The organism is Peribacillus sp. NPDC058075 (assembly GCF_042885195.1).
GTDB lineage: Bacteria > Bacillota > Bacilli > Bacillales > DSM-1321 > Peribacillus.
Genome location: NZ_JBHVSL010000001.1, coordinates 792,860 through 817,000, shown reverse-complemented (window position 1 = coordinate 817,000; position 24,141 = coordinate 792,860). Strand labels below are relative to the sequence as shown.

The 24,141-nt window shown below is 33.6% G+C and carries 20 protein-coding genes; 1 reads left to right on the top strand and 19 read right to left on the bottom strand.

Features of this window, described 5'->3' with window-relative positions:
* Positions 1-33: 33 nt before the first annotated feature.
* From ACFVS1_RS04110 to ACFVS1_RS04030, 17 genes are all read right to left on the bottom strand, one after another.
* Entirely contained in the window at positions 34-1,065 is a 1,032-nt protein-coding gene (locus ACFVS1_RS04110; RefSeq protein WP_387545229.1) for an SDR family NAD(P)-dependent oxidoreductase, read from the bottom strand.
* The gene (locus tag ACFVS1_RS04105) at positions 1,040-2,416 is read right to left on the bottom strand and encodes a UDP-glucose dehydrogenase family protein (protein WP_387545228.1); all 1,377 of its coding nucleotides are present in this window, start codon (positions 2,414-2,416) and stop codon (positions 1,040-1,042) included. Before ACFVS1_RS04105 ends, ACFVS1_RS04110 begins: the two co-directional genes overlap by 26 nt.
* Before the next feature lie 117 nt (positions 2,417-2,533).
* The gene (locus tag ACFVS1_RS04100; RefSeq protein WP_387545226.1) at positions 2,534-4,015 is read right to left on the bottom strand and encodes a lipopolysaccharide biosynthesis protein; all 1,482 of its coding nucleotides are present in this window, start codon (positions 4,013-4,015) and stop codon (positions 2,534-2,536) included.
* A 42-nt stretch (positions 4,016-4,057) separates the two neighbouring features.
* On the bottom strand, positions 4,058-5,233 hold the full coding sequence (locus ACFVS1_RS04095; protein WP_387545224.1) for a glycosyltransferase: 1,176 nt from the start codon (positions 5,231-5,233) through the stop codon (positions 4,058-4,060).
* A 393-nt stretch (positions 5,234-5,626) separates the two neighbouring features.
* The gene (locus tag ACFVS1_RS04090) at positions 5,627-6,091 is read right to left on the bottom strand and encodes a serine O-acetyltransferase (protein WP_387545223.1); all 465 of its coding nucleotides are present in this window, start codon (positions 6,089-6,091) and stop codon (positions 5,627-5,629) included.
* Positions 6,078-7,415 (bottom strand): O-antigen ligase family protein, encoded by a 1,338-nt coding sequence (locus ACFVS1_RS04085; RefSeq protein WP_387545221.1) that lies wholly within the window; start codon positions 7,413-7,415, stop codon positions 6,078-6,080. Before ACFVS1_RS04085 ends, ACFVS1_RS04090 begins: the two co-directional genes overlap by 14 nt.
* A 4-nt stretch (positions 7,416-7,419) precedes the next feature.
* Positions 7,420-8,484, bottom strand: coding sequence for a glycosyltransferase (locus ACFVS1_RS04080; protein WP_387545219.1), 1,065 nt, complete (start codon positions 8,482-8,484; stop codon positions 7,420-7,422).
* A 103-nt stretch (positions 8,485-8,587) separates the two neighbouring features.
* Positions 8,588-9,712: a glycosyltransferase family 4 protein gene (locus tag ACFVS1_RS04075; protein ID WP_387545217.1), complete on the bottom strand. Its 1,125-nt coding sequence runs from the start codon at positions 9,710-9,712 to the stop codon at positions 8,588-8,590.
* 34 nt (positions 9,713-9,746) lie between these two features.
* Entirely contained in the window at positions 9,747-10,358 is a 612-nt protein-coding gene (locus ACFVS1_RS04070; protein WP_387545215.1) for a sugar transferase, read from the bottom strand.
* A 35-nt stretch (positions 10,359-10,393) separates the two neighbouring features.
* Entirely contained in the window at positions 10,394-11,578 is a 1,185-nt protein-coding gene (locus tag ACFVS1_RS04065) for an ATP-grasp domain-containing protein (protein ID WP_387545213.1), read from the bottom strand.
* A 57-nt stretch (positions 11,579-11,635) separates the two neighbouring features.
* Positions 11,636-12,148, bottom strand: coding sequence for a GNAT family N-acetyltransferase (locus tag ACFVS1_RS04060; protein WP_387545211.1), 513 nt, complete (start codon positions 12,146-12,148; stop codon positions 11,636-11,638).
* A 44-nt stretch (positions 12,149-12,192) separates the two neighbouring features.
* Positions 12,193-13,413, bottom strand: coding sequence for a DegT/DnrJ/EryC1/StrS family aminotransferase (locus tag ACFVS1_RS04055; RefSeq protein WP_387545210.1), 1,221 nt, complete (start codon positions 13,411-13,413; stop codon positions 12,193-12,195).
* Positions 13,414-13,533: 120 nt separating this feature from the next.
* Complete coding sequence (gene galU / locus ACFVS1_RS04050) at positions 13,534-14,427, bottom strand: UTP--glucose-1-phosphate uridylyltransferase GalU (RefSeq protein ID WP_387545209.1); 894 nt, start codon at positions 14,425-14,427, stop codon at positions 13,534-13,536.
* A gap of 19 nt (positions 14,428-14,446) precedes the next feature.
* Positions 14,447-16,267, bottom strand: a complete 1,821-nt coding sequence (locus tag ACFVS1_RS04045) for a polysaccharide biosynthesis protein (protein WP_387545208.1) — start codon at positions 16,265-16,267, stop codon at positions 14,447-14,449.
* A 299-nt stretch (positions 16,268-16,566) separates the two neighbouring features.
* On the bottom strand, positions 16,567-17,331 hold the full coding sequence (locus ACFVS1_RS04040; protein ID WP_387545207.1) for a tyrosine-protein phosphatase: 765 nt from the start codon (positions 17,329-17,331) through the stop codon (positions 16,567-16,569).
* A gap of 138 nt (positions 17,332-17,469) precedes the next feature.
* On the bottom strand, positions 17,470-18,147 hold the full coding sequence (locus tag ACFVS1_RS04035; protein ID WP_387545206.1) for a CpsD/CapB family tyrosine-protein kinase: 678 nt from the start codon (positions 18,145-18,147) through the stop codon (positions 17,470-17,472).
* Positions 18,148-18,182: 35 nt separating this feature from the next.
* Entirely contained in the window at positions 18,183-18,872 is a 690-nt protein-coding gene (locus ACFVS1_RS04030) for a YveK family protein (RefSeq protein ID WP_387545205.1), read from the bottom strand.
* A gap of 478 nt (positions 18,873-19,350) precedes the next feature.
* On the opposite strand from ACFVS1_RS04030, the gene ACFVS1_RS04025 reads away from it, so the two are divergent.
* Positions 19,351-19,677 carry a helix-turn-helix domain-containing protein gene (locus tag ACFVS1_RS04025; RefSeq protein WP_387545204.1) on the top strand — a complete coding sequence of 109 codons (327 nt, stop codon included), beginning with the start codon at positions 19,351-19,353 and terminating at the stop codon, positions 19,675-19,677.
* A gap of 728 nt (positions 19,678-20,405) precedes the next feature.
* Here the strand turns inward: ACFVS1_RS04025 and ACFVS1_RS04020 are convergent.
* Together ACFVS1_RS04020 and ACFVS1_RS04015 are read right to left on the bottom strand one after the other, a co-directional pair.
* Positions 20,406-21,578 carry an acyltransferase family protein gene (locus ACFVS1_RS04020; protein ID WP_387545202.1) on the bottom strand — a complete coding sequence of 391 codons (1,173 nt, stop codon included), beginning with the start codon at positions 21,576-21,578 and terminating at the stop codon, positions 20,406-20,408.
* A gap of 127 nt (positions 21,579-21,705) precedes the next feature.
* Positions 21,706-23,295, bottom strand: coding sequence for a hypothetical protein (locus ACFVS1_RS04015; protein ID WP_387545200.1), 1,590 nt, complete (start codon positions 23,293-23,295; stop codon positions 21,706-21,708).
* Positions 23,296-24,141 lie beyond the last annotated feature (846 nt).

Genomic DNA, 24,141 nt, shown 5'->3' with positions numbered 1-24,141 from the left:
AAAATTTTCATACCATTTATCAGTTTACTATTGTTACTTTTTATTATAATATTCCACATACCAATTTACGAACTTTTGCAAACCCTCTTCTATCGAAGTTTCGGGCTTAAATTCGACAGCTTTCTGCAGCAAATCAGTAGAAGCATAGGTGGCAGGTACATCTCCAGGTTTGATTGGTTCGAAAACCTTATCAAATTCTATCTCCTTATCTAGAGCATTACTTAAACATTTCTCCAACGCTCCAATGAAAGTCATCAACTTTTCAGGATTATTGTTTCCAATGTTAAATACTTTGTGAGGAACAGCATTTTCTTCAACTGAAGGATTTGAAAGAAGCCGCTCAATTCCTTCCACTATGTCATCAATGTAGGTGAAGTCTCTATAAAGATCATTTTCAAAATCACCATTATTAAAGATCTTAATTGGTTCATTCGCAAAATACTTATCAGTAAATCCAAAGTAGGCCATATCCGGTCGCCCCATCGGGCCATAAACCGTAAAGAAACGGAGTCCAGTTGCTGGAATATTATATAGATGACTGTATGTATGGGCCATCAATTCATTGGACTTCTTAGTCGATGCATAAAGTGAGACAGGATTGTCCACAAAATCCGTTTCTTCAAATGGAACCTTTTTGTTAGCTCCATAAACAGAACTCGATGATGCGTATACAAGATGGTCCACAGGATTGTGCCTGCAAGCTTCAAGTATGTTATAAAAACCAATGATATTACTTTGAATGTAAACATCCGGATTTTCTATCGAGTATCGAACTCCCGCTTGTGCAGCCAGATTTACTACAATATTAGGTTTATACTCTTCGAAGATATCGGTGATCATCGCTTTGTCAGAAATATCACCTTTGATAAAGGTAAATTTCTCATAAGGTTTAAGTTGCTCCAAACGAGCATATTTAAGCTTCACATCATAGTAATCATTTATATTATCAACACCAATCACATTACAGCCCTGTTCTAAAAGTTTTTTTGATAAGAAAAAACCGATGAAACCTGCAGCTCCAGTGATTAGGTATGTTTTACTAGGATCTAGGGATTTGTAATTCAACGTGTTTCGACTCCTTTATGCCTTCTCTACTTGCAGGTTTTCTTCCAATAGAGTGATATTCTACCCCTGTTTCCTGCATCTCTTCAACACTATAGATATTTCTTCCATCATAGACTAAAGGAGTCCTCATTAACGTCTTATATGTCTCAGGCGTTAATGCTTTCACATCTCCCCATTCAGTAAAAATAAAACAGACATTTGCACTTTCTAAGGCATGCTCTATATTCGAAACATAAGTGATACTGCCTTTGCCGTTCTTACCTTCTGGATACACTTTAGCAAAATTCTCTGCTCCAATAGGGTCAAAAGCATAGATATCGGCACCCTGCTCTAATAATAAAGGCACGTTCTCAAGAGAGGCTGCTTCTCTTAAATCGTCTGTACCAGGCTTAAAAGTCAATCCTAATACAGCTACCTTAAGACCATTAAAGGTAATGAGCCTTTTACTAGCTTTTTTATATAGCATCGTCTTTTGGTCCTTGTTCACATCAATGGCAGCTTTGACGGTTTTAAGTTCATAACCATTTTGTCTTGCCAGATACTCCAATGCTTTAGTATCCTTAGGAAAACATGAACCACCATAGCCAATACCTGCATTTAAAAACTTGCTTCCGATACGGTTATCGAAGCTCATCCCTCTAGCAACATCCTGAATATCCGCGCCAACCAGTTCACAAAGGTTGGCGATATCATTCATATAAGAGATTTTAAGAGCAAGGAAATCATTGGAGGCATACTTGATCATTTCTGCGGATCTTCTATTGACTGAAACAACAGGTAAATGAAACGGCTCATAGATATTCTGCATCAGTTCTTCAGCCCATTTACTTTCCGTTCCGATAATGATCCGCTCGGCATGCAGTGTATCATGTACAGCAGAACCTTGTGCCAGGAATTCCGGGTTCGATACAACTTCCACTTTAACATCATTAACTAAAAAGTCCTGGATAAACTGCTCGACTTTATCATTCGTTCCAACCGGTACTGTAGATTTCACGACGACTAGACAATCTTTTTCCACCGATTCAGCAATTTGCCTAGCGACAGTTGCAATATAAGAAAGATTTGCAGAACCATCTGATTGCTCTGGAGTACCGACACCGATAAAGATTGCATCAGCATCCTTATAGGCTGATTTATAATCAGTTGTATAATCAATCCTTCCAGCAGCGTAATTCTTCTGCATTAATTCTTCCAAATCAGCCTCATAGATAGGAGAAATCCCAGACTTCATTACGTTTACTTTATTTTCATCTATATCAACACAGATTACTTGATGACCAACTTCGGCAAAACATACACCTGCTACCAAACCAACATAGCCTGTTCCTGCTACTGCTATTTTGTTCATTGTGGCCCCTTCCTTTACTCAAGAATTTATACAAATTGAAAATCCAATTCACAACTTTGTTTTGTAATATTCCTCAGAATTTTTCTAATAGATATTCTGAAACTCATCAATCAAAAGCTAATTTCTAACTTTTAACACTTTTTTATTTGAAGTATTAAAGCTAGTTATAATAGACATTAACTCTTTCCTATTTAGAGGAAACTGCATTAATACAACAAAATAGAATATAATACATATACAGATGGAAATAAAACACCATATATAATTGTTACTGACTAATTGTAACATCAAAGCAACTCCACCCATCATTGTAGAACAATAAATTGATGGAAGAACATTCTTAATCATCAACAGCGGAGACATTTTAAATGCAGTGTACATTACTACCCAGTTAATTAGAATTTGAAAAACTTTAATCATAGAATGGCCATAAACTAAAGTATCAAAACCATATTTCACACTGAACATTAAAGTCGGAATAAGTGCAATCAAATACAAAATTTGTACTAATAAAGAGAGTTTAGGTCTCCCTTTTGATCGATATACTTCACTGCAATATTGCCCAAAGACTATTGTTAAACTACTCATTAATCCCCATAAACCCACAAAGAAACTTGCTTCATGCCATTGCTTTCCTAGTAAAATTCCGGTTAATAAATCTCGATATATAAAAATACCTACACCCATAGGTAAAATTATCATAGCAATAAGACGGATAAATTTAAGAAAGACCTTTATAAATTCATTATTATTATTCTGTAACCTAGATAAAGAAGAGAATAAAACTGAAGTTGTTGCTGTTGTAATAATAGCTAAAATACCGTTTACTGTTATCATAGTTGTATTATAGAGACCCAGATAATAATTATTTAATGCACCAGCCACTATAAAGGTACCTATATAAGTAGTAGACCAAATAGAAATTGCCTCTGCCAAGGACCAAATACTAAAAGATAACATTTTTTTTAGAATCGAAAAGTTATAAAAAAGTGTTGGTTTCCATTTAGATTTTATAGTTAGAAACACAGCATTTACCAAGTTCCCACAAATTGTTCCCGCAATCAAAGACCAATAGCTGTAACCTAAAATTGCCAAAGGGATAGTTACAATGAATGGTATACAAACACCAATTATTCTAACATAAAATAATGTTTTATAATCCAAAGCTCTCCTATAAATGGCCATTTGTATACTTGAAAAAGAAGTTAGTGGTAAAGAAATACCAGCAATTGCAATAACCATTCCAAGACCTTTATTTCCAACCAGTGTTGCAATTGGTTCACTATATATTACTATCACAATCCATAAGAAAAATGATATTAATAGATTTGTCCAGAAAGCTACATTTATACTTTGTATTTTTTCTCTGTTAGTTTCAAATTCATGCTGTATTAAGTATTTTTGAAACCCTGAATCAGTCAGCATATCTGCAAAACTTATTACAATAATGACAGTAGCTATTACTCCAAAAGCTTCCGGTGTTAGTAGCCTTGCTAAAATCATATTTGTAACAGGTATAATAATTTTTGCAACAAATTCTGTAAATGTGGACCATTTTGTTGCATTTGCTATACTTTTTGATAATTCTTTATTTTCCATTTCATCACCTGCTTTAAATATGAGTCAAACAAATTAATATTTCTACAAACTCTCAAAAATGCTTATTAAATTGGACTTGAATTTCTCATATGTAAATTCATGTGCTCTTTCATATGACTTGTTTGAATAGTGGCTTCTAAGATCAGAATTGTTCAATAACATTTTCATCCCATTAGCTAAAACATAATCACACTCTTCAAAGTTATTTGCATCATAATCAAAGCTTTTACTGGCTTCAGGTGAAATAATACCATAATCACTTTCTTCTATACCTTGAGCCTCTTTATCGTGATTTGATAAAGATAATATTTCCCTAGGGCCAGATTTGCAATCTACTGCTACAACAGGTAAGCCAACAGACATTGCTTCAACCATTGCATTTGGAAATCCTTCAGTTATAGAAGATAAAACATATAGATTAGCCATTTTCATAAATTTATACGGATTGTCTTGACCACCTAGTAATACAACATGGTCTTCTAACCCTAGATCACTAATTAACTTTCTTAATTTACTATCCTTATCCCCATGTCCTACAATTAATAATAGTGCATCAGGAATATCATTTAATACCTGTGAAAAAGCTTTAATAAGATGGTTAAATCCTTTCTGGTTAACTAACCTTCCAACAGAAATTACAATTTTACCGTTTTTCGGAATATCTATTTCTGTAATCTGCTCCTCTGCCTTTTTACGAATATATTCGACATCATATGGATTATATAACACTTTACTTTTGGATTTCTCTATATGGAAAACACTTTCAGCCTTCTCCGCTATTACCTTACTTACAGATACAACCAAATCTGCCCTGTTATATACCCACTTATCAATAGAATAATTCGCGAAATAATCTGTTAGCCAATCATAGGACCTTATACCAACTACAACCTTCTCTTTTCCTTTTGAGGAAACATTTGCAAAATTAGCAGATGTACCAAAAGACATTACAATATCTGGATTAATTTCTTTTTTCATTTTCCTAACAGCATGTGTTCGTTTTACTATATTAAGTAATTTTAAAAACTTATTTGATTTTGGCGGACAATTCAAATCTATATATTTAAACTCCGGTTTATAATCTGCTTCTTTAGCATACAGCGTTACCACAGATACATCATACTGTTCCTTAAGTAAAGAATGAGCGATGAAAGCTACTCTTTCCATCCCACCATAATATAAACCAGTTATTAATAATACTACCTTTTTTTTTTTCATTTTCTCTCTCCTCTGTAAAATAATTTCTCGTTGAACATTCCTTTTTACTTTTCTCTGAAATGTTTAATAAGTTCCTTTAGGACCTTTATTTATTTTTGTTTGTCAGAAAAACTTCCAGAAATCTATTATTTTTCTATCTCGCTTCAAATCTTTCTATTTTTAAATTAATTGGATTGTTAATGGAGCAGACTTCTTGTATTTGAACTTTTTCTATTATTTTCTATTTCAAAAAAAAAACAGTGTATTATTAGCTTGAAATGCTGGACAATTCAATACACTGTTTAAAGTAATAAGATGGGACATTAAACAATAAAAGTAACTTATAGCTAGCTAACAGATAGAACAGTCATCCCCAAATATTTCTTGTCGGTTAATCTATTAATAACATTAACTCTATTTCCCGAAATTATATTCAGATTGCTTTGGTTTAATTACGGCCGGTACTCCCACAGCAATACTATTGGGTGGAACATCTTTAATAACAACAGCATTTGCTCCAATTATAGAGCCTTTTCCTATTGTAATAGGTCCCAATACACACGCACCTGAAAAAACAGTAACATTTTCCTCCAAATGTGGGCCCCCTTTATTAACTATTTCTCCATTAACTATTTTTCCATTCCCACCCAAGGTAACATTTTGATATATCTTGCAATTATTCTCAATTTTAACATCCGGGTGGAAAACACAACCCAAACCATTATGAACTAGCTCAACTGATTCATCTATATCAGCAGTATATAAAATGTCACAACCAAAAACACTTCTTAAAACTCCATAGTAAATTTTAGCCCGTAATAACTTTCCTTTTCTATGAGCATTTATACTATATTTTAAAAACTTTTCAGCTTTTCTCATTAAATCCACCTTCTTTTCTTTCCAGCTTATTATTAACTGATGATATTATTGTGATTATTATTAATACGGATAGAAATCGAGAGCTTACTATATCCGGTATTGCCATTGCCCCAATAAAAACTGTTAATAATAACCAAAAAAATACACTTTGAAATTTTAGATATTTAATTGCCAACAACAAAAAATTTGAGTATAACAGTATAGACCCTATAAGTCCTATTTGAGCTAAATATTGAGCTATTAAATTATGTGGCAACACTAGGCCTGTAAGTGTACTCCAATTACTTATCCCCAATCCAATACCGAATAATGGATTTTCCATAAAAACTTGAATAGCAGAGTCAATTAAATTTCCACGACCTGATCCTTCAAACAGTAACTGACCTCCACGATTGGCAACTATATACTTTGTAACATATGGAATAATTAATAGTATACCTATTAAAATGATAAATGATTTTACTTTACCTTTTATCATTTTAACAAATAAGTAAAAACCCATTGCAATAATCAATGCAAATAGTCCAGTCCGGGAATTTACTAATAAAATTGACATTATTAAAAAAGCTTCACAAATTATAAATTTCCATAAATTAATTATTTTTTTATCAATGTAATCTATAACAAGCAAAATAGCACCAGTAGCTATGTATAATGATGCAAAACTGTAATCATTCATTAAACCAGCACTAACAATGCGGTTTTCTCCTATTACATCATAGTAACCTACCACCATTTGTAAATAATCAGCGCATACCCTTTGAATAATAACTACTAATGAAAAAGCAAAAACGCTAATTAAATAAAAACTTTTTAATTTAGCTACAAATTCTTTATTGGCAAATTTAGATAATTGTTCTCCAATAAAAAATGACAATATAAAAAAAATAATAGTTGACAATTGTTTGATAGTGTCAGTTAAACTTACGCTTGTCCATAAGTAAAGTGTTCCAAAAAACAACATTAAATATGGAGAATAGAAATAAAAACCTGGACGAAAATCTTTTATAATAATAAAGATATATATAAAAATCAAAACCAAATGAAACCAAGTTAATGGAAACTGTCCATAACTTGTACCTATAACTGACACAAATGAAGTGGGGACATAAATACAAGCTAAGAAAGCTAACCTTTGTGAAATATTCCACTTATTCCGCTTTCTCGAAATGAACCATACAAACCATAAAACTCCTATAGCTATAATTATAGGTTTACTAATTATTTGATTAAACAACATAACGACGTTATAAAGGATTATCATCATAACTTCGACAAATTCAACACTTTTATCTTTATTAAATTTCGCACCTTGAGTATTCATCTATTTATCTCACTCCAAGCATCTTATAGTAGATTACACCCATACTATCCTTATAAGACTGAATATTATCTAATAAGTTTGCTTGAGTAATTGAGCCAGCTGATTTACCCTTCCAATACTCTTCATCAATAATTAATTTCTCAAGTTCATTGGTAAAATCTTCATCAGAATTACATATTTTACCACACGTGCTATTTACCAACATTGGCAACCCTCCTACAGAGGTACATACCACTGGGCGTCCTAATGCCATCGCTTCCACAGCTACTAAACCATATCCTTCCCATTCAGAAGTAATACATAGTACTTTCACTTTTCGTAACACACCATAAGGGTTCTCCATGAAGCCGGTCAAAGTGATATTATCACTAAGGTCTAAATTAATAATTAAATCTTTGCACTGTTTTCTTAAGTCACCATCACCAATCATAACAACGGTAACATTGGGAATGATTTTTTTTAATTTACTAATTAATTTTATAAATCTTAAAGGGTTTTTTGGTTTAGCCAATCTGCCCACATACGCGATGTCGTACGATTTATCAACTAAACAATTTTCATCAGCTTTAATTCTTATAGCATTTGTATCAACTGGATTTTTAATTATTGTTGTTTTTTTCGCTATATAATTTCCAAATATATATTCTTTCAATATCGAATTAGAAACAGTTAATACATTGTTAAATCGCAGGCTAGAAATAACGTATGCAATGGAGTTTTTACCCATTTTCTTGATCCATGGGGGATTACTATGCAAGTGGCTGAGAATAGGATATCTTTTTGAAAGCATAGAACTTATGACACTAGCACTAGCATCATGAGCATGAATTATATCTGGTTCAACTAGGGTAACTACACGTTTTAACTCTCTTAAAGACAGTTTACTCATAGGGTAAAATAAAATGTCTTTTTTTTGTAATACTTCACTTATCTGACCACTTTTACTACAATACACCATTTCAAAAGTTGTATCATCTTTAAACATTTCAATAATTTTACAGGCGACATTTTCCGCACCTGAATAATGTCCACTTTGCAATAGGTGTAATACTTTGATTTTATTACCCATAATACAATCCCCATTCTTTACTGCCACAGCTGAATATTCCTTCTTGTTACAAAATTATCACGATACTTTAAATAGAAATACTATATAAATGCTAGTAACAGTCTTAAATATTTCTTAACTCTTCAAAATAAATACTTTTCATTATCTTCTTAACATTCTCTACATCAAATTTTCTAATGGATTTCAAATTAGATAGACCCATTTCTCTTCTAAGTTGCTCATTCAAAGCGAGTTTTAAAATACATTCCGCAAGAGCATCTATATCATTTGGTTGGCGTAAAAATCCACCTTTCCCATCCTCTATTAAATCAGTATTACCACGTACCTTTGAAGCGACACATGGCAATCCTGCTGCCATGGCTTCCATCATCGAACGTGGTAAACCCTCCTGATAGGAAGTGAACAAAAATATATCTGCAACACTCAATAATTCTTTTATATCAGACCGAAACCCTAAAAAATGTACTTGATTTTCTACTCCAAGATCTTTTGCTAGAGTCTGAAGTGAATCTAATTTATGACCCCTTCCACAAATTAAAAATTGTAGTTTAGGATTATTTGCTTTAGCAACTGATTTGATTGATGCAGCGTAATTCTTTCTATCAATCAAATCTCCCATGGCAATCAACACAATATCGTCTTGTTTTAGATTAAGAGAATTTCTTATTTCTACATCATCAACATCTTGAAGTTGGTAAAGTTTCGTATCCACTCCCACACCAGGTATAAAATATACCTTACCGCTGTTACGTAATTTGAATTTATTAGCAGCTTGGTAGTCCTCTTGGTTCATTGTAATAACAGCATCTGTGTAATTAGCCATCCACATCTCAGCCCATTTGAAGAGGGTATTGTAAATTAGTGATGCTCCTTTGTAAAAATGAAAACCATGTGCTGAGTAAATAATTTTTGGAACCTTTTCTTTTTTTCCACATATTCTTCCCAGAACCCCACCGATTGGAGTATTACAATGAATTACATCAAATTGTTCTTCTTTTATTAAAGAAAGTAATTGCTTATATGCTTTAATATTTTGAAGGCTAAGTGGGTTTCTTTTAATATCAATATGATGTATTTTTACATTGTATTTAGACTCATCATCTTTAAACCCCATACAGTTTGCAGCAAGATGAAATTCAAAACCTAAGCTCTGACTAGCAACAATTGATGGAAGAGAAAAATTAGTTATTCTATTGGTTATATTGCTAATAAATAACATTTTTTTCATTTATTACAAACTCCTATAATTTCATTTTTTTCTTTTAATTTGCTTCTTTTTTAACTCCATCATTCGTATATATTCCTTCTCTTTTTAAAACAGTTGAAATAGTCTTAAAGAAGATTCTAACATCCAACCATAAAGACAAATTATTCGCATACCATGCATCTTTTAATCGTTTTTCTCTATTAGATAATCCATTTCTATAATAAGCCTGTGTATAACCTGTTATACCTGGTCTAACTTTCATCTTATCTATTTCGTCGTCTTGATATGTATCAAGTACACTTGCTAAACTAGCTCGTGGTCCAATTATACTCATCTCACCTTTTAATACATTCAATATTTGAGGCGTTTCATCAATACTAGTTTCCCTAATGAATTTCCCAATTTTAGTTACTCTTGAGTCATCTTTCGCGTTATAGGTACTACCATCTGAATTGAGCAAAATAGGTGCATAAGCCTTCATTGAACGAAATTTATACATTCCATAAGATTTGCAATCTTTCCCAATACGATCAGCTTTATAAAATATAGGACCTTTATCTTCAATCTTTATTAACAATCCAACAATAACATATAATACAACAAATACTGGCAATCCTATAATACATATTAAAATATCAAAAATACGCTTTATAAATTCTTTATACATTACTTCACCCCTAATAGCTTTAAGGTCACTTTCAATTATTCTCTAATGATCCCTATATCAATTAGTTTCTTAGCGTCTTCAGCCTGATTAACAGCTTCATCAAATTCTTTTGCTACAGAAACCACATACCCACATCCATCTAAGTTGTTGTGGTACTCTCTAATAACACTTCCTATTTTCAGGTGATGATAAATATCCACATGGCAATTCTTGATTTCATCAAAGTCTGGTAAACCTATTACTTTTCCAGGTTTCAATGCCAACAAACGGGTTACAACATTTCTTCCTGAATTTTGAATTTTCAACTCGATCGGATCTCCTACAGCCGCTCGAATTAGATTTCCCAAGTAATCAATACCTGTTCCAACAGGAATGATATGTGATCCTATTAGATTGCCACCCATTCTTGCTCCCACATCAACTATACAAACACGGTTATCATTTGTTACTAGGACATCCATGTTTACCGCACCAGAATTAATACCTAAGGCATTTATAGCTTTTATTGCTACTTCTTTTACCTTATCTTCAATTCCTAATTGACTTGGCATGCAATGCCCTAACTCTGCATAGTATGGTGGGTTAGTCATATATTTCCCCATAACACCAAGCACATGGGCCTTTCCGTTATATACAAAAGATTCCACTCCATATTCTTTTCCTTCAATAAAATCTTCTATTAAGGCCTTTCCTATAATAGAAGATTTTATTGCTTCTTCACATGCACTTTTCAATTCTAATGTAGAATTAACTCTCCTAGCAGCCTTACTCCCTGATCCATCACATGGTTTTATCATTACTGGAAAAATAATTTTTTCACTTATTTCATTAACTGCTCCTATATCACTAACCTCATAATATTGAGCTACATCATCCACATTGTTTTCAAAGAAAACACGGCGTACCATGAATTTATTTTTGATAACCTGAGCTACTTCGAAATCGAGCCCTGGTAAGTTCATCTGCTGTGCTATATAAGCTGTTGAAAGTACACCATAATCCGTTGCAGCAGTTATTACGCCATCGATATTTTTAGATAAAGCATACTTTAAGCAGGCTTCTTGATCAACTATATCTACAACATCATATTCGTCAGCGTATTCAAATCCGCTGGAATTTGGGTTTTTATCTATTGTAATGGTGTGGTATCCCATATCTTTCGCTTTTTTAATAACAAAAGATTGTAAGAAACCAGCACCGATTATTAGAATTTTCTTCAATGTAATCAATCCTCTTCTTATACAGACCTATTATCACAAAAACAAAGATAAAACTATCTAAAGCTGTTTTCCCATTAAATATACTGTAAAATGCTTTGTTTGCTTAGATCCAGTAACCGCGAATCCTCTTTTTTTATAAAACTGAATCGCATGTTCACTCTTGTCATAAACATCCAAACTAATTTCTGATACCCCTTTTTTACGGCAGTACTCTTCAATGTAATCCATACTTTTCTTCCCTATACCTTTACCTGCAACTTTAGGAATTGTTGCAAACTTATTAATAGATGCAACTTGCATTTCATTTTTATTACTGTCAATTAAGGACTTCGGGAAATCGTTAAACTCTAATTGGAATGTGTGAACGTATGTGTTTGTATCCATATCTTTTACTAAAAAAACCTCACGGTGATCACAATTTTTTTGAATAACTTCTTTTGGATAAGGAGTTCTCCAGTGAACTAATCCTTGTTCCTTAAACATATGCTCTCCACTAACTTTGATTATCTCGAATATCTCAGATACCTTTTTATCTTCATGTGAAAAAATTCGTTCAAAAGTTAAATTCATATAATTTACTCCTCCAATATATAATATATACTGATAGGCTAACACTATCTTTTTTCTTCTAAGATTCCCTTCAAACTTCTAATTACATACTCCGCATCCTCATCACTAAGTAACGTATGAAGCGGCAATGTAATTTCATTCTTATACATATTAAAAGCATTAGGGTAATCCTGAATATCAAAACCTAAATTTTTATATGCCGTTAACATAGGTAATGGCTTATAGTGAACATTACAAGAAACTCCAGCCTCAGCCATCTTAACGATAATTTCATTTCTCTCTGCTTCACTAATTCCAGGAATTCTAGTCAAATAAAGATGTCCCGAGGATGCAAAGTCCTCGCCATAATGTTGCAAACTTTGAATACCTAATGGCAAAAGGGCTTTATTATACAACTCAATAATCTCTTTACGTCTTTTCTTAAGTCCTTCATATCTCTTCATCTGAATTAAACCGAAACCTGCCATAATATCTGTCATATTACATTTGTAGGCAGGATATACAATATCATATTCCCAAGAACCTTTTTGGGTTTTCGCTAGTGCATCTTTAGATTGACCATGAAGACTATATAACATGAATTGCTTATACACCCACTCATCATCTAATCCAATGTCATTTCTCCAAACGACTGCACCACCTTCAGCAGTTGTCAGATTCTTAACTGCATGGAACGAGTAGCAAGTAAAATCAGCAACTTGCCCACAATTCATTCCATTCCTCTCAGCACCAAAAGCATGAGCAGCATCAGACATTACAATTACCCTATTAAACAACTCTTGAAGTTCATTATTTGCCTTAAACAGTCCTTTTTTACTCTCTACTATTTCGTATATTGAATCGTAATCACACATCTTTCCTGCTATATCAACAGGAATAATTGCTTTTGTATTTTCAGTAATTGCATTAGCAAGTTGTGAATAATCCATTTCAAATGAGTCTGGCGCGGTATCAACTAGTACAATTTTTGCACCTACATGATCAATAATAGAAGCAGATGCCGTATAAGTATATGCTGAAGTAATAACCTCATCTCCAGGGCCAATTCCTAAAATCCTAAGTGTTAATTCCATAGCTGCTGTTGCAGAATTTAAACAAACCGCTTTATTTGTCCCGACATATTCAGCTATTTTTTTTTCAAACTCTTTTGTTCTTGGTCCAGTAGTAATCCAACCAGATTTCATTGCTTTTATGACTTCTCCAATTTCCGCATCTGTAATATCTGGCGGAGAAAATGGTATGTTTCTTACTTGTATATCAACCACTTTGGTTTCCTCGCTTTTTTCAAGTTTAGGTTTTATTATTTGGAATTTTTATTAATTACTTCTACTAGGAAGGCAGAAAAACAATCGTGTCAAAATGACTGATTAAAGGTCATTTTATTCCTATGCATTAATCTTTTCTGAGGAAATATCCTTAACCGTTTGTTCTAAAAACTTTACTAAATCATCCTTGATTTCTTCATTCTGAAGTGCAAACTCTATCGTCGTTTTCACAAACCCTAACTTCTCCCCAACATCATACCGTTTTCCTTCAAAATCATAAGCAAAAACTTGCTGTGTCTGGTTTAACTGTTGAATCGCATCTGTTAATTGAATTTCCCCGCCTGCCCCAGCTTCTTGCTGATCAAGCATGCTGAAGATTTCAGGGGTAAGGATATATCTTCCCATTATTGCCAAATTGGAAGGAGCTGTTCCTAAGGCTGGTTTTTCTACAAAGTTTTCAACTTGATATAGTCTTCCATCTTGAAAAGAGGGGTCTATTATTCCATACCGGTTTGTTTCTTCCTTAGGTACGGTTTGAACCCCGATAACTGAATTGTTTGTTTCCTCAAACTGATTAATTAACTGCTTTAGGCAAGGAGTTTCACTCTGGACAATATCATCACCTAAAAGAACGGCAAATGGTTCGTCCCCAATGAATTTACGGGCACACCATACGGCGTGACCTAATCCTTTTGGTTCCTTTTGTCTAATGTAATGGATATTAGCAAGTTTAGAGGAATATTGTACTTTATTGAGCAACTCTACTTTTCCTTTTTCCAATAGATTTTGTTCGAGTTCTGGAGCGTAATCAAAATGATCCTCGATCGCACGTTTGCCTTTTCCAGTAACGATTATTATGTCTTTTATTCCTGAAGCAACGGCTTCCTCCACTATGTACTGAATCGTTGGTTTATCAACGATTGGCAGCATCTCCTTTGGCATCGCTTTAGTTGCAGGCAAGAAACGAGTACCCAATCCTGCTGCCGGAATGATTGCTTTTGTGATTTTTTTCACTTATTAGTCCTCCTATTGGCTATTTCACTTCCGAGAAAGCTTGGTTACTTTTTCGATTTGCTAAATTTATTACAAATTCTTTAAGTTCATTTATAGAAAAATCATCATATGAGTTTAAAAGATACTGTATTTCCTCTTCCTGTTCCAGTACTGCTTTTCCGATAAAGATTTTAGGGAACACAGCTTCACTATGAACCTCTTTCTCACCTAATAGCTCTTCATACATTTTTTCACCAGGACGGATTCCTGAGAATTCAAGCCCAATTTCATCAATGGAATAACCTGATAACTGAATAAGGTTTGTCGCCAAATCAACAATCTTAACAGGTTCACCCATATCAAGAACGAAGATTTCTCCGCCACGAGCTAAAGAACTTGCCTGAATGACTAATCTGGATGCTTCAGGTATCGTCATAAAATACCTGGTCATGTCTGGGTGTGTGACGGTTACTGGTCCACCGGCCTGGATTTGTTTTTTAAATAAAGGAATGACACTTCCCCTGCTGCCTAAAACATTTCCGAAGCGAACGGCAACAAATTTTGTTGTGCTATTTTTTGCTAACTGCTGGATGATCATTTCAGCAATGCGCTTGGTCGAACCCATAACGTTTGTTGGATTAACGGCTTTATCAGAAGAAATCATTACAAACGCACCCACACCAAACGTATCTGCCGCTTCTGCAACATTCTTTGTACCAAAAACGTTATTCTTAACTGCTTCACGAGGATTGTATTCCATTAGTGGAACATGTTTGTGTGCAGCCGCATGGTAAACAACATCAGGTCGGTGGGTGTCCAACACTTCAAAAATTCTTTCTCGATCTTGAATATCTGCGATGACAGGGATAATCTCAATTTGATTGGCATATAGCTTTTTCAGTTCCATGTCAATCTGATAGATGCTATTTTCTCCATGTCCTAGTAGAATAAGAGTTCCAGGAGAGAATCTGCATATCTGACGGCAAATCTCCGAACCTATAGATCCTCCAGCTCCAGTAACTAGTATGGTCTTACCAGTTACATATTCAGAAATACTATTAATATCTAATTCAACTGGTTCTCTTCCTAAAAGATCTTCCACTTCTACTTCTTTAAACTGATTAACAGCTACTTTTCCTAACATAATATCTTCAAGCATCGGCATGATTTGTGTTTTTGCATTCGTTTTTACACATTCATCAAAGATGACCTTCAATTCTTTCTTACTTAATGAAGGAATCGCAATGACAATATTATCTATATGATATTTTTCAACCATTTCGGGGATATGTTTTGAGTTACCGACAACGGGTATTCCTAAGATATCTAACTTATCTTTTTTCGGATCGTCATCAATGAATGCTACTGGTTTAAGTTCCGTATCATGATTATTTAGAAGCTGACGTACAACCATGGTTCCAGCCGATCCCGCGCCGATTACCAATGTGTTTCTGGTTTCCTTTTGATTATTTATCAAACGGTCACGCAGCATTCTCCACGAAAAGCGGGATCCACCAATAAGGATCACATGCATCATCCACGTCAATGCCATCGCTCTTACATAAACATCTTGAAAAACCATCAACTGTATGGCGATAACCGTGATAACCGATAGGGTGACGGCTTTAACAATGGACAGTAACTCTCCAATACTTGCATACTCCCACGCCTTCTTATACAGTTTATAAATAGAAGCAAAAAAATGATGGCTGATTAATAGAGAGACTGATGTGACCAAGAGTGTTGGTAATTTAAATATTTCCAAATATGGATACAAGAATAAATAACTTACATAAATGGCCGATAATACTATTAATGAGTCCAATAGGGCCAGAAGTGTTAAACGTTTTCGGTAGGCCAACCACATTTCCCCCTTTAATATTGTTTGATTTACTCTCTATTAAATACAGTTTTAACGAATTGTATTTTATTTCACATGATTTTCATTTTTATATAAAAATGAAATGCGCAGTGTAAGTTCCTTTTTGCTTTTTTTATGTCCTTATAACCTAACTCTAACCTAAGGGCTATTTGTCTTTTGAACAGTCACTAACCAAAATGGAGGTAATTTATCAATCTATAATGTTCATCCCAATAACGTAGAACAACATGAAGACAAAATTTTTTTATTGTATGTAAACCGCCTAATTATCAATCTTTTTAAAAAATTCCTAAAATTTTCTTTTTGAATGGCACTGGTTTTTCAACAACCGGACTTTGTCCATTTATTAGCTGTTCAGCGTTTTCTTTGAAATAAAATGTACATTGTATTCCGTATGCCTTTGTGATTGTTTCATAGGCTTGTTGTAACGTGAACCCTCTAGATCCTATATTGTGAGCATCTGTTGCAATAAAATGAGCCAGATTATGTTCGATTATCTTCTTTGAAAAAGATTGAATACTTTTACCGAAGTTCCCGATGATACTGCCTGAGGTAATTTGAGTTAACGCGCCCTCCTGAACCAATTCAAATAATAGTTTGTGATTCCCTATCAATTCCTTATTTCTCTCCGGATGTACGATAATTGGTTTTATTCCTTTAAGCAGCAGCTCATATATCACTTCTTGTGTGTATGTAGGAACCCTTCCCGACGGGAGCTCTAACAGTAAAAACGTACCGTTATCGTCCAGTGTTAGGATTTCTTCCTTTTCAAGTGAAGAAAATATGTCCCGGTGTATTCTTACTTCTTGTCCGAGATGAATGGTAAGAGGAATATTTTCTAGTTGAAGACTCTCATTTAACCTCCCTGCACGGTCAATGATGTCACTTTTAATATTTACATATTTCTCATTTAAGTGATGTGGCGTGGCAAAAATATGAGTGATTCCTGCCTCTGCCGCTTTTCTTGCCATATTCAAGCTTTCCTTCATATCCGCGGAACCATCATCAACTCCTGGAAGAATGTGACAATGTATGTCGATCAAATTTCATACACTTCCTTTATAAAACAAATAGGAAAAAAGACCTAATCTTTGAAAATAGGAACTATTACCCTGTTTAATAGTAGCATATTAAAACGCCATCAAACAGGGTGTTATTTTGTCGAATATTGTTTTATTTCATTAAGATTGATAGTAATAATAATTGCTGTTATCTGTTTCAACGCCATTCAATACGACTCCAAGCAAGGGTGTATTAGCTTTCACTAAAAGCTCCTTTGCTTTTACTGCGCTTTGTTTGTTTGTCTTGCCGCTCGATACTACCATGATCACGCCATCACATTTATTGGCTACAATCTGGGAATCCGGCACTACCAGAACGGGCGGTGTATCAAAAATGATATAATCATACATTTCTTTTAATTCATTAATCGTTGCTTCTATCGCTTTGGAATTTAATAATTCCGAAGGGTTAGGAGGAATTGGTCCGCTCGTTAAAATTTCCAGATTAGGCACATTCGTTTTCAAAAGTGCTTTTTCGATGCTCATTTTCTTTGTTAGCACACTCGTAAGTCCCTCTATATTACTAAGACTAAAAGCATAATGAACCGAAGGTTTCCTTAAGTCTGCATCCACAAGCACAACCCTTTTATCTTCCTGTGCCAAAACGATAGCAAGGTTGGCAGCCGTTGTCGATTTCCCATCATTAGGCTCCGCTGAAGTTACCACAATGGTTTGGATGTCTTTATCCACTGAGGAAAATTGAATATTCGTTCTAATCAATCGATATTGTTCAGTAATAGGTGATTTAGGATTTGTCTGTGCAATCAAATTCACCTGTTTTTTATCTTTACTTCTCAAAAATTTCGCTTCCTTTCATACTGCATCTTATCCTACTATCCTTTATTATGTACCTGTGTAATCTTTTGAATCGATCCAAGTATAGGTAATTCTAGAAGTCTCTCAATATCATCCTCGTCCTTAATCGTATTGTCCATATACTCCAGTAGGAATGCTAAGCCTATTCCAGCCATCAATCCAACTACCACAGCTATAGCGATATTCATTAATGGATCAGGTTTTACAGGTGTAGGATATTCCTTAATTTCTGCCTTGGCAAGAACACTAACATTATCGACATTCATGATATCCTTGATTTCCTTTTGGAAAGTTTCAGAAACCTTGTTTGCTATTTCTACTGCCTTTGACGGATTACTATCTTGAACCGTTAATGAGAAGACTTGCGAATTTTCTTGGCTGTTAATCGTGATTTTTTGACTAAGTTGTTCTACGCTTTGGTCCAATTCAAGCTCATCAATGACCTTCTCCAAAATGGCAGGGCTTTTTATAATCACACTGTATGTATTGATCATGTCTATATTGGAACGTATTTGAGTCGAGTCCAATTGGTTCTCCGATTGTTTCTGATTAACGAGAATCTGTGTTGAAGATTGGTAAACAGGTGTTAATAAGAAATAAGAAATTGTTCCACTAATCAAAGTGGCAATTAATGTTAACAAAATGATTAGCTTCCAACGTTTCTTTAATGTTTTAAAAATATCTTTAATACTAATAGTTTCTTCCATTTCATCCTCCTAATATGTTAAAAATGACCTATTGCATTATACCATAATATTACCTAGTATTATGTATTTTCAAGGAAATTTACATGAAACTTACAATGAAAGAATACTTTTCAAGTGCAAAAGTAATTTTACAAAAAAGAAAATGGTAATACAAAGGAAATAATTTCTATTTTTTAAATTATTGCAAGAATCACATCTAAATACCCCGTTTTCCAGAATATTTGTGTCTTAAAATTTCAATAAATCTAAGTATACACTAAATCCCAATCTTTCTTATATGATTTATCACATTTACAATATTTTCTTGAGAATAACCTATCTAAATGCCTACCAAAACGGAAAAATCCGTTTATACCTATAATAATGTTAAGTATTTTAGTGCCTAGTTATCATTAAAAATGAACGGAAAATGTGTAAACTGAAAGTAATAGTTTAAATTAGTATATTATTTTCATATTAATGGTTAGGTGTGGTCTATATGATAGGTTACCGAGTTAAGTCGCTTAGGGAAGAAAGGAAAATGTCAATAAGTGAACTCTCCGCAAAATCCGGCGTTGCCAAATCCTATATAAGCTCACTGGAAAGAAACCTTCAAAAAAACCCTACTATTTTAGTTTTGGAAAAAATATCCAGAATCCTTTGTATTAAGGTCGATGCTCTCTTGAATGAACAACCGGACAAGAGCATGGATGAAGAGTGGATGGAAATCATGCAGGATGTCATGGGGTCAGGAATATCCAAAGAGGAAATGCGCGAGTTTATTCAAGATAGAAAATTGATGTCTTTAAGGATTGAGCAACTTTGATACCGCTATCATTTGCAGTAATGAGTAAAATTAAAGGGGGAAAAGTGGATATAGCCACTTTTCCCCCTTTTACATGTACACTTTAACTTAAAATATTCCTGCATCACCTCGGACCATATGTAATGCCCTTGATCATTGGGATAAATATTATCATTCGTCAGTAAATCAGCCAATCCCATATTCTTTTCCTTAGCTTCTTCTCTATTTCTTCTTTGCTATTCATATAGGCCCATTTATTCGTTTTGATGACCTGCTAGGAAAACTTGAATATAACCAGAAAAATTCAACCCTAAACAAAATAAAAAGCCTGCCCTATGAACAACTTTCCTAACACTCAACTCCAATTAATTGGTAAAAATTTAATATTCTTCAAGTTACTCACCTGAGTCTTCCATCGGAGGAATATAGCCCTCATCCAGTATGGCTCGCAATGATTTATAATCTTGATAATCTTTAAAAAACTTAAAACTAAAAATAACTATGTTAAAGCTATAATTACCATTATTCCCAAAATAATTTTCTTCTTCATCGATGCTCTCACATTCACTATTTTCTTGGTGTAAGAATTCAAAGATTTTAATACCACTATAAAATATAGGAAATAATTTAGTTTTTATTATTAATAGTAGATTTTAAAAATTTGATGAGCATTCTGTACTTATAGAAAACTCTCTTGGAATTTTCATATTGATTATCCAATTTTTTGCTTACCGCACAGTTTGTTCCTTCTATGCACTACGTTTATCATTGATTTTTATAACATTAAACTTTTTAGATATTTTCTTTCCTAATTTAATAGACGGTTTTTCCACAAAATAATAAGATAAAGTAGCTAAAATTATTGAAATTATAAAACTAATGATAAGTAGTATCCAAGTTTGCACTGTACCACTAAATTGATGCAAGAGAACTAACAATGGGATACAATGATATAAATATAAACTATAAGAAATGTCCCCCAAGAACAGTATCGGTTTTATTAATAATACTTTTTTTATTATGTTACTGGCTAGTGCCAATATGATAAATATTGCCGCCGCTATAGTTACTGCTACAGTATTAGGTGGACCCAATAAACGTTCTGGAATAAATGGAATGTTTAATATCCAAGAAGGAAATGTATATAACAAAATTGCTGAAATGGTGATTAATATTTTCATTCCTTTTGATTTAAATTTCAAGAAATTTATTAGTATATCTTTGTGTTTTGCTAATAAAGCCCCTATCACAAAAGAGAGTCCATAATACAAACTAAGCAAATAGTCTGTTTCTATATTTGCCTCTCCTAAAATAAACGTACCGACAAACCCAAATCCACTTACAAGAAGGCTCCACATAAGCGAAAATTTCCATGCGTATTTTAAAACAACAATCATCATCAAAGGGAAAATTATTGAAATACGCATTTCGTGTACCAATGACCAATATATTGGGTTATATTCACCATTTTTAAAGTCTCCGATTAAAAGAAGATGATTGAAAATTAGTTTATAATCAATGGAATCACTCCATTTACCATTTGCCCAAGAACTAAAGCCAGTTAAAGACCCATCAGAAAATAATTTAAATGCTGCCAAGACAAATATTACTGATACTATATATGGAATATATATTCTCGTAATTCTTTTTGTTAAATAAATATGATAAGGGTTATTTCTTTTATTCAAATAGGGTAATGATAGTACAAATCCACTTAGAACAAAAAACATTGTTACTGCTTGAGTACCAGAAAAAAATATATGCAAAGGCGTATATTTTAGAATATTAACTAAGGTGTATCCATTACTATTAATAGTTTTCTCGAAAAACTGTGGAAAAATGAGCAAATAGTGATGGAAAACTACCGAAATAGCTGCTAACCCCCTTAAAGAATCTAACTGATTATATCTAATACCGTTCATCTCTTTACCCCGTTCCAATTAATGTTTTTTAATATTGTATCACTAATTGGAACTCTTAAATAATACCTAGTAGTAAACTTTTTACTTCTATTAAAACGAATTCATTAGCTATTTTATTACTGTCTATTTAAGCCTCAATTAGCCCGTGACCTTTCCACGTTCCAGGTGTCCCATCTTCTACGCATATCCACCCTAGATAACCGTTAGCAGACGGAGAAGGATTTGTTGATATCTGACCTCTCTTGAACGTTCCATGAGAAGGTTTATTACTGGAGATAAGGGCTGGTGACTTATCTCTTTCTAGATCAACCACCCCTCTATACATCCTGATACTTTTAATGTTATATGTTCCTATTTTACTAAACCTTAGCCTTAAGGCCGTAAGTGAAGTTGTTTTTAGGTATTTAATTAAAGATACCTTAGTGTACACTCCCGCCTTTAAAGGTATGCCAACGTTAGAGTATACACTATCAGCAAAAAAATCTATATACACTACAACATCTATAGATGACTTTACTTCAATTTCTACTGTCCCATACGCTATATTACTTTCATTTACCAAACAAGAGAAACCTTGTGTATTGACTGTAGTAACTATTTGTAAACTCCCGTCAGATCCTCGAGAGCCAGTTACACTAGAGCTTGTTGCTACCATGTCATCTGGAAAAGCACCTTCTCCCCCTGTCCAAGCAAAGAATCCATAGTTCGGTATAAAATTAGTGAGATTACGTTCTACCTCATACCCATCGTTCCCTTCCATGACAATTCCTTTTGCATTCCCTACCTTATCCTCTATTAAATACCCGATAGTAGATTTTCTAATGAAATTATTTGATATATTTAAGCCACCTACAGTGTAGAGCCTAATCATTTCCCCAGTAGTGTCATGTGATATATAATTACCTGTTATGGATATAGCCTTGCAAGTGGTTGAAGAAACAGTACCAATCTCAAATAATGGGGTGTTAGGGGCAAAATACTCTACATAGTTCCCGTTAAAGTTTATAGCAGTGGACTGGTAAAGTGATATCGGGATAGAACCATCATGGTTATTCCCTGCAAATTCACAACCTATGAAGTTAATAGCACTACAATTTATAATATCAGCTAATTTAGATTGCACTTTAAAACTGCATGCCAAAAAATTACCTTGATTTGATTGGGATTCCATAACTATGCCTTTAATACAATCTTGGAAACGTACTCTATCTACGGTAAAAGCCCATGAGAAATAAGTTTTCATTCCCACAAGACAGTTTTTTATATATAGATTCCTGATAGAAAAGTCAGCAATCCCTCTAGAACCACCGGCTAAATTGATTCCTATACTTGTTGTAACACTTCCCCAAATTCCAAGGTTTGATAAATTCCACCTAACACTTCCATTTGAAACATTTACAATGACATTTGCTTTAGATTTAAACCCGGAAACCTCTTGACCTTTGCCCTCAATGTTGATGTTCGATTTAATATTAATAGTGGTTATGTCATATATTTTTGTAAGGGTAATTTTACCGCCTTCGGGAATGCTGTCTATAGCTCTTTGTACCATTAGGGTTTCATCAACCTCTCCAGTTAACTTTGGAAACTGTTCAGGTATTATCCCTACACCAAGAGATATTGAGCTAACCTTTTTATTTAAACTTCCAATTTTATCTGAGATGTTCTTCCCATCTCGGTCTAAAATCATCCTTGCATCTGTTTTCGATAAATTCAAGTTCTCGCCTTCCTTTTTGATCGTGTATCCAAAAAAGGAAGCTAGTATCCAAAGTAATAAGTTCACTAAAAAGTTCCTTCGTTCCAAATTAATCACCTCTCATTAACTATACTTCAAGACTAGCTTCTAGATAAAGCTAAGAAACTACTTATCTATAACTCGCAACTACTTCAATTTCAGCAAGTATCACATTTTCGTTACATAAAAATGTAAAATTCTTAGGTTGACTTCAAGAAAGTTTGCATCTAGTAATTGGTACACAACCTACATACACAGATATTTATCCTAATATATAAGAAACCCATGCAAATGTGTACGTGAGTTACCCTTTTGAAGCAATCCAAAAACTACTCCGAGGAGACTCAATAATAATTTCAAATTTAACCGCATTTTCCGACAGACTGTGTTGTAACTCCAACAATTTTATCATCATTATACTTCAAGGTAGCCACCACTATCGCCTCGGAATCAGTGCTAGATCATCACCTATTGTTCGTTAAGGGTTTTGGTTTTACTCCAGAACGTACTTCTGTTTCAATCGCTGTTCCATTTGTCGCAAATCACCAATCAAAAAAATTCTGCATCTTGTATAGCTTGTGTGATCTATTGGAATTCGTTTTACATTCAACAGTACTGCCGTCCTCAAGACTATGTTGTAATGATTCCATTGTTAAAATCCAACTCAGTCTGAGCACTTTTTAAGAGTAGCTGTTGCTCCCTTAACTGCTACATTCAGAAAATCAAATTCACTTTTCATCATTGTTTAAATTCTTTTTCTTTGCGATGTTTGACAAAACCTGGTCATAACACTTGAAGCTATTTTCTAAAGTTTCCAAAGGTAACGCC

Coding starts and splice junctions, on each gene's coding strand:
- ACFVS1_RS04060 (WP_387545211.1), bottom strand. CDS start 12,148: ATGAATTTAACTTTTGAACGAATTTTTTCACATGAAGATAAAAAGGTA.
- ACFVS1_RS04105 (WP_387545228.1), bottom strand. CDS start 2,416: ATGAACAAAATAGCAGTAGCAGGAACAGGCTATGTTGGTTTGGTAGCA.
- ACFVS1_RS04095 (WP_387545224.1), bottom strand. CDS start 5,233: ATGAAAAAAAAAAAGGTAGTATTATTAATAACTGGTTTATATTATGGT.
- ACFVS1_RS04080 (WP_387545219.1), bottom strand. CDS start 8,484: ATGGGTAATAAAATCAAAGTATTACACCTATTGCAAAGTGGACATTAT.
- ACFVS1_RS04020 (WP_387545202.1), bottom strand. CDS start 21,578: ATGAACGGTATTAGATATAATCAGTTAGATTCTTTAAGGGGGTTAGCA.
- ACFVS1_RS04075 (WP_387545217.1), bottom strand. CDS start 9,712: ATGAAAAAAATGTTATTTATTAGCAATATAACCAATAGAATAACTAAT.
- ACFVS1_RS04085 (WP_387545221.1), bottom strand. CDS start 7,415: ATGAATACTCAAGGTGCGAAATTTAATAAAGATAAAAGTGTTGAATTT.
- ACFVS1_RS04100 (WP_387545226.1), bottom strand. CDS start 4,015: ATGGAAAATAAAGAATTATCAAAAAGTATAGCAAATGCAACAAAATGG.
- ACFVS1_RS04030 (WP_387545205.1), bottom strand. CDS start 18,872: ATGGAAGAAACTATTAGTATTAAAGATATTTTTAAAACATTAAAGAAA.
- ACFVS1_RS04090 (WP_387545223.1), bottom strand. CDS start 6,091: ATGAGAAAAGCTGAAAAGTTTTTAAAATATAGTATAAATGCTCATAGA.
- ACFVS1_RS04070 (WP_387545215.1), bottom strand. CDS start 10,358: ATGTATAAAGAATTTATAAAGCGTATTTTTGATATTTTAATATGTATT.
- ACFVS1_RS04025 (WP_387545204.1), top strand. CDS start 19,351: ATGATAGGTTACCGAGTTAAGTCGCTTAGGGAAGAAAGGAAAATGTCA.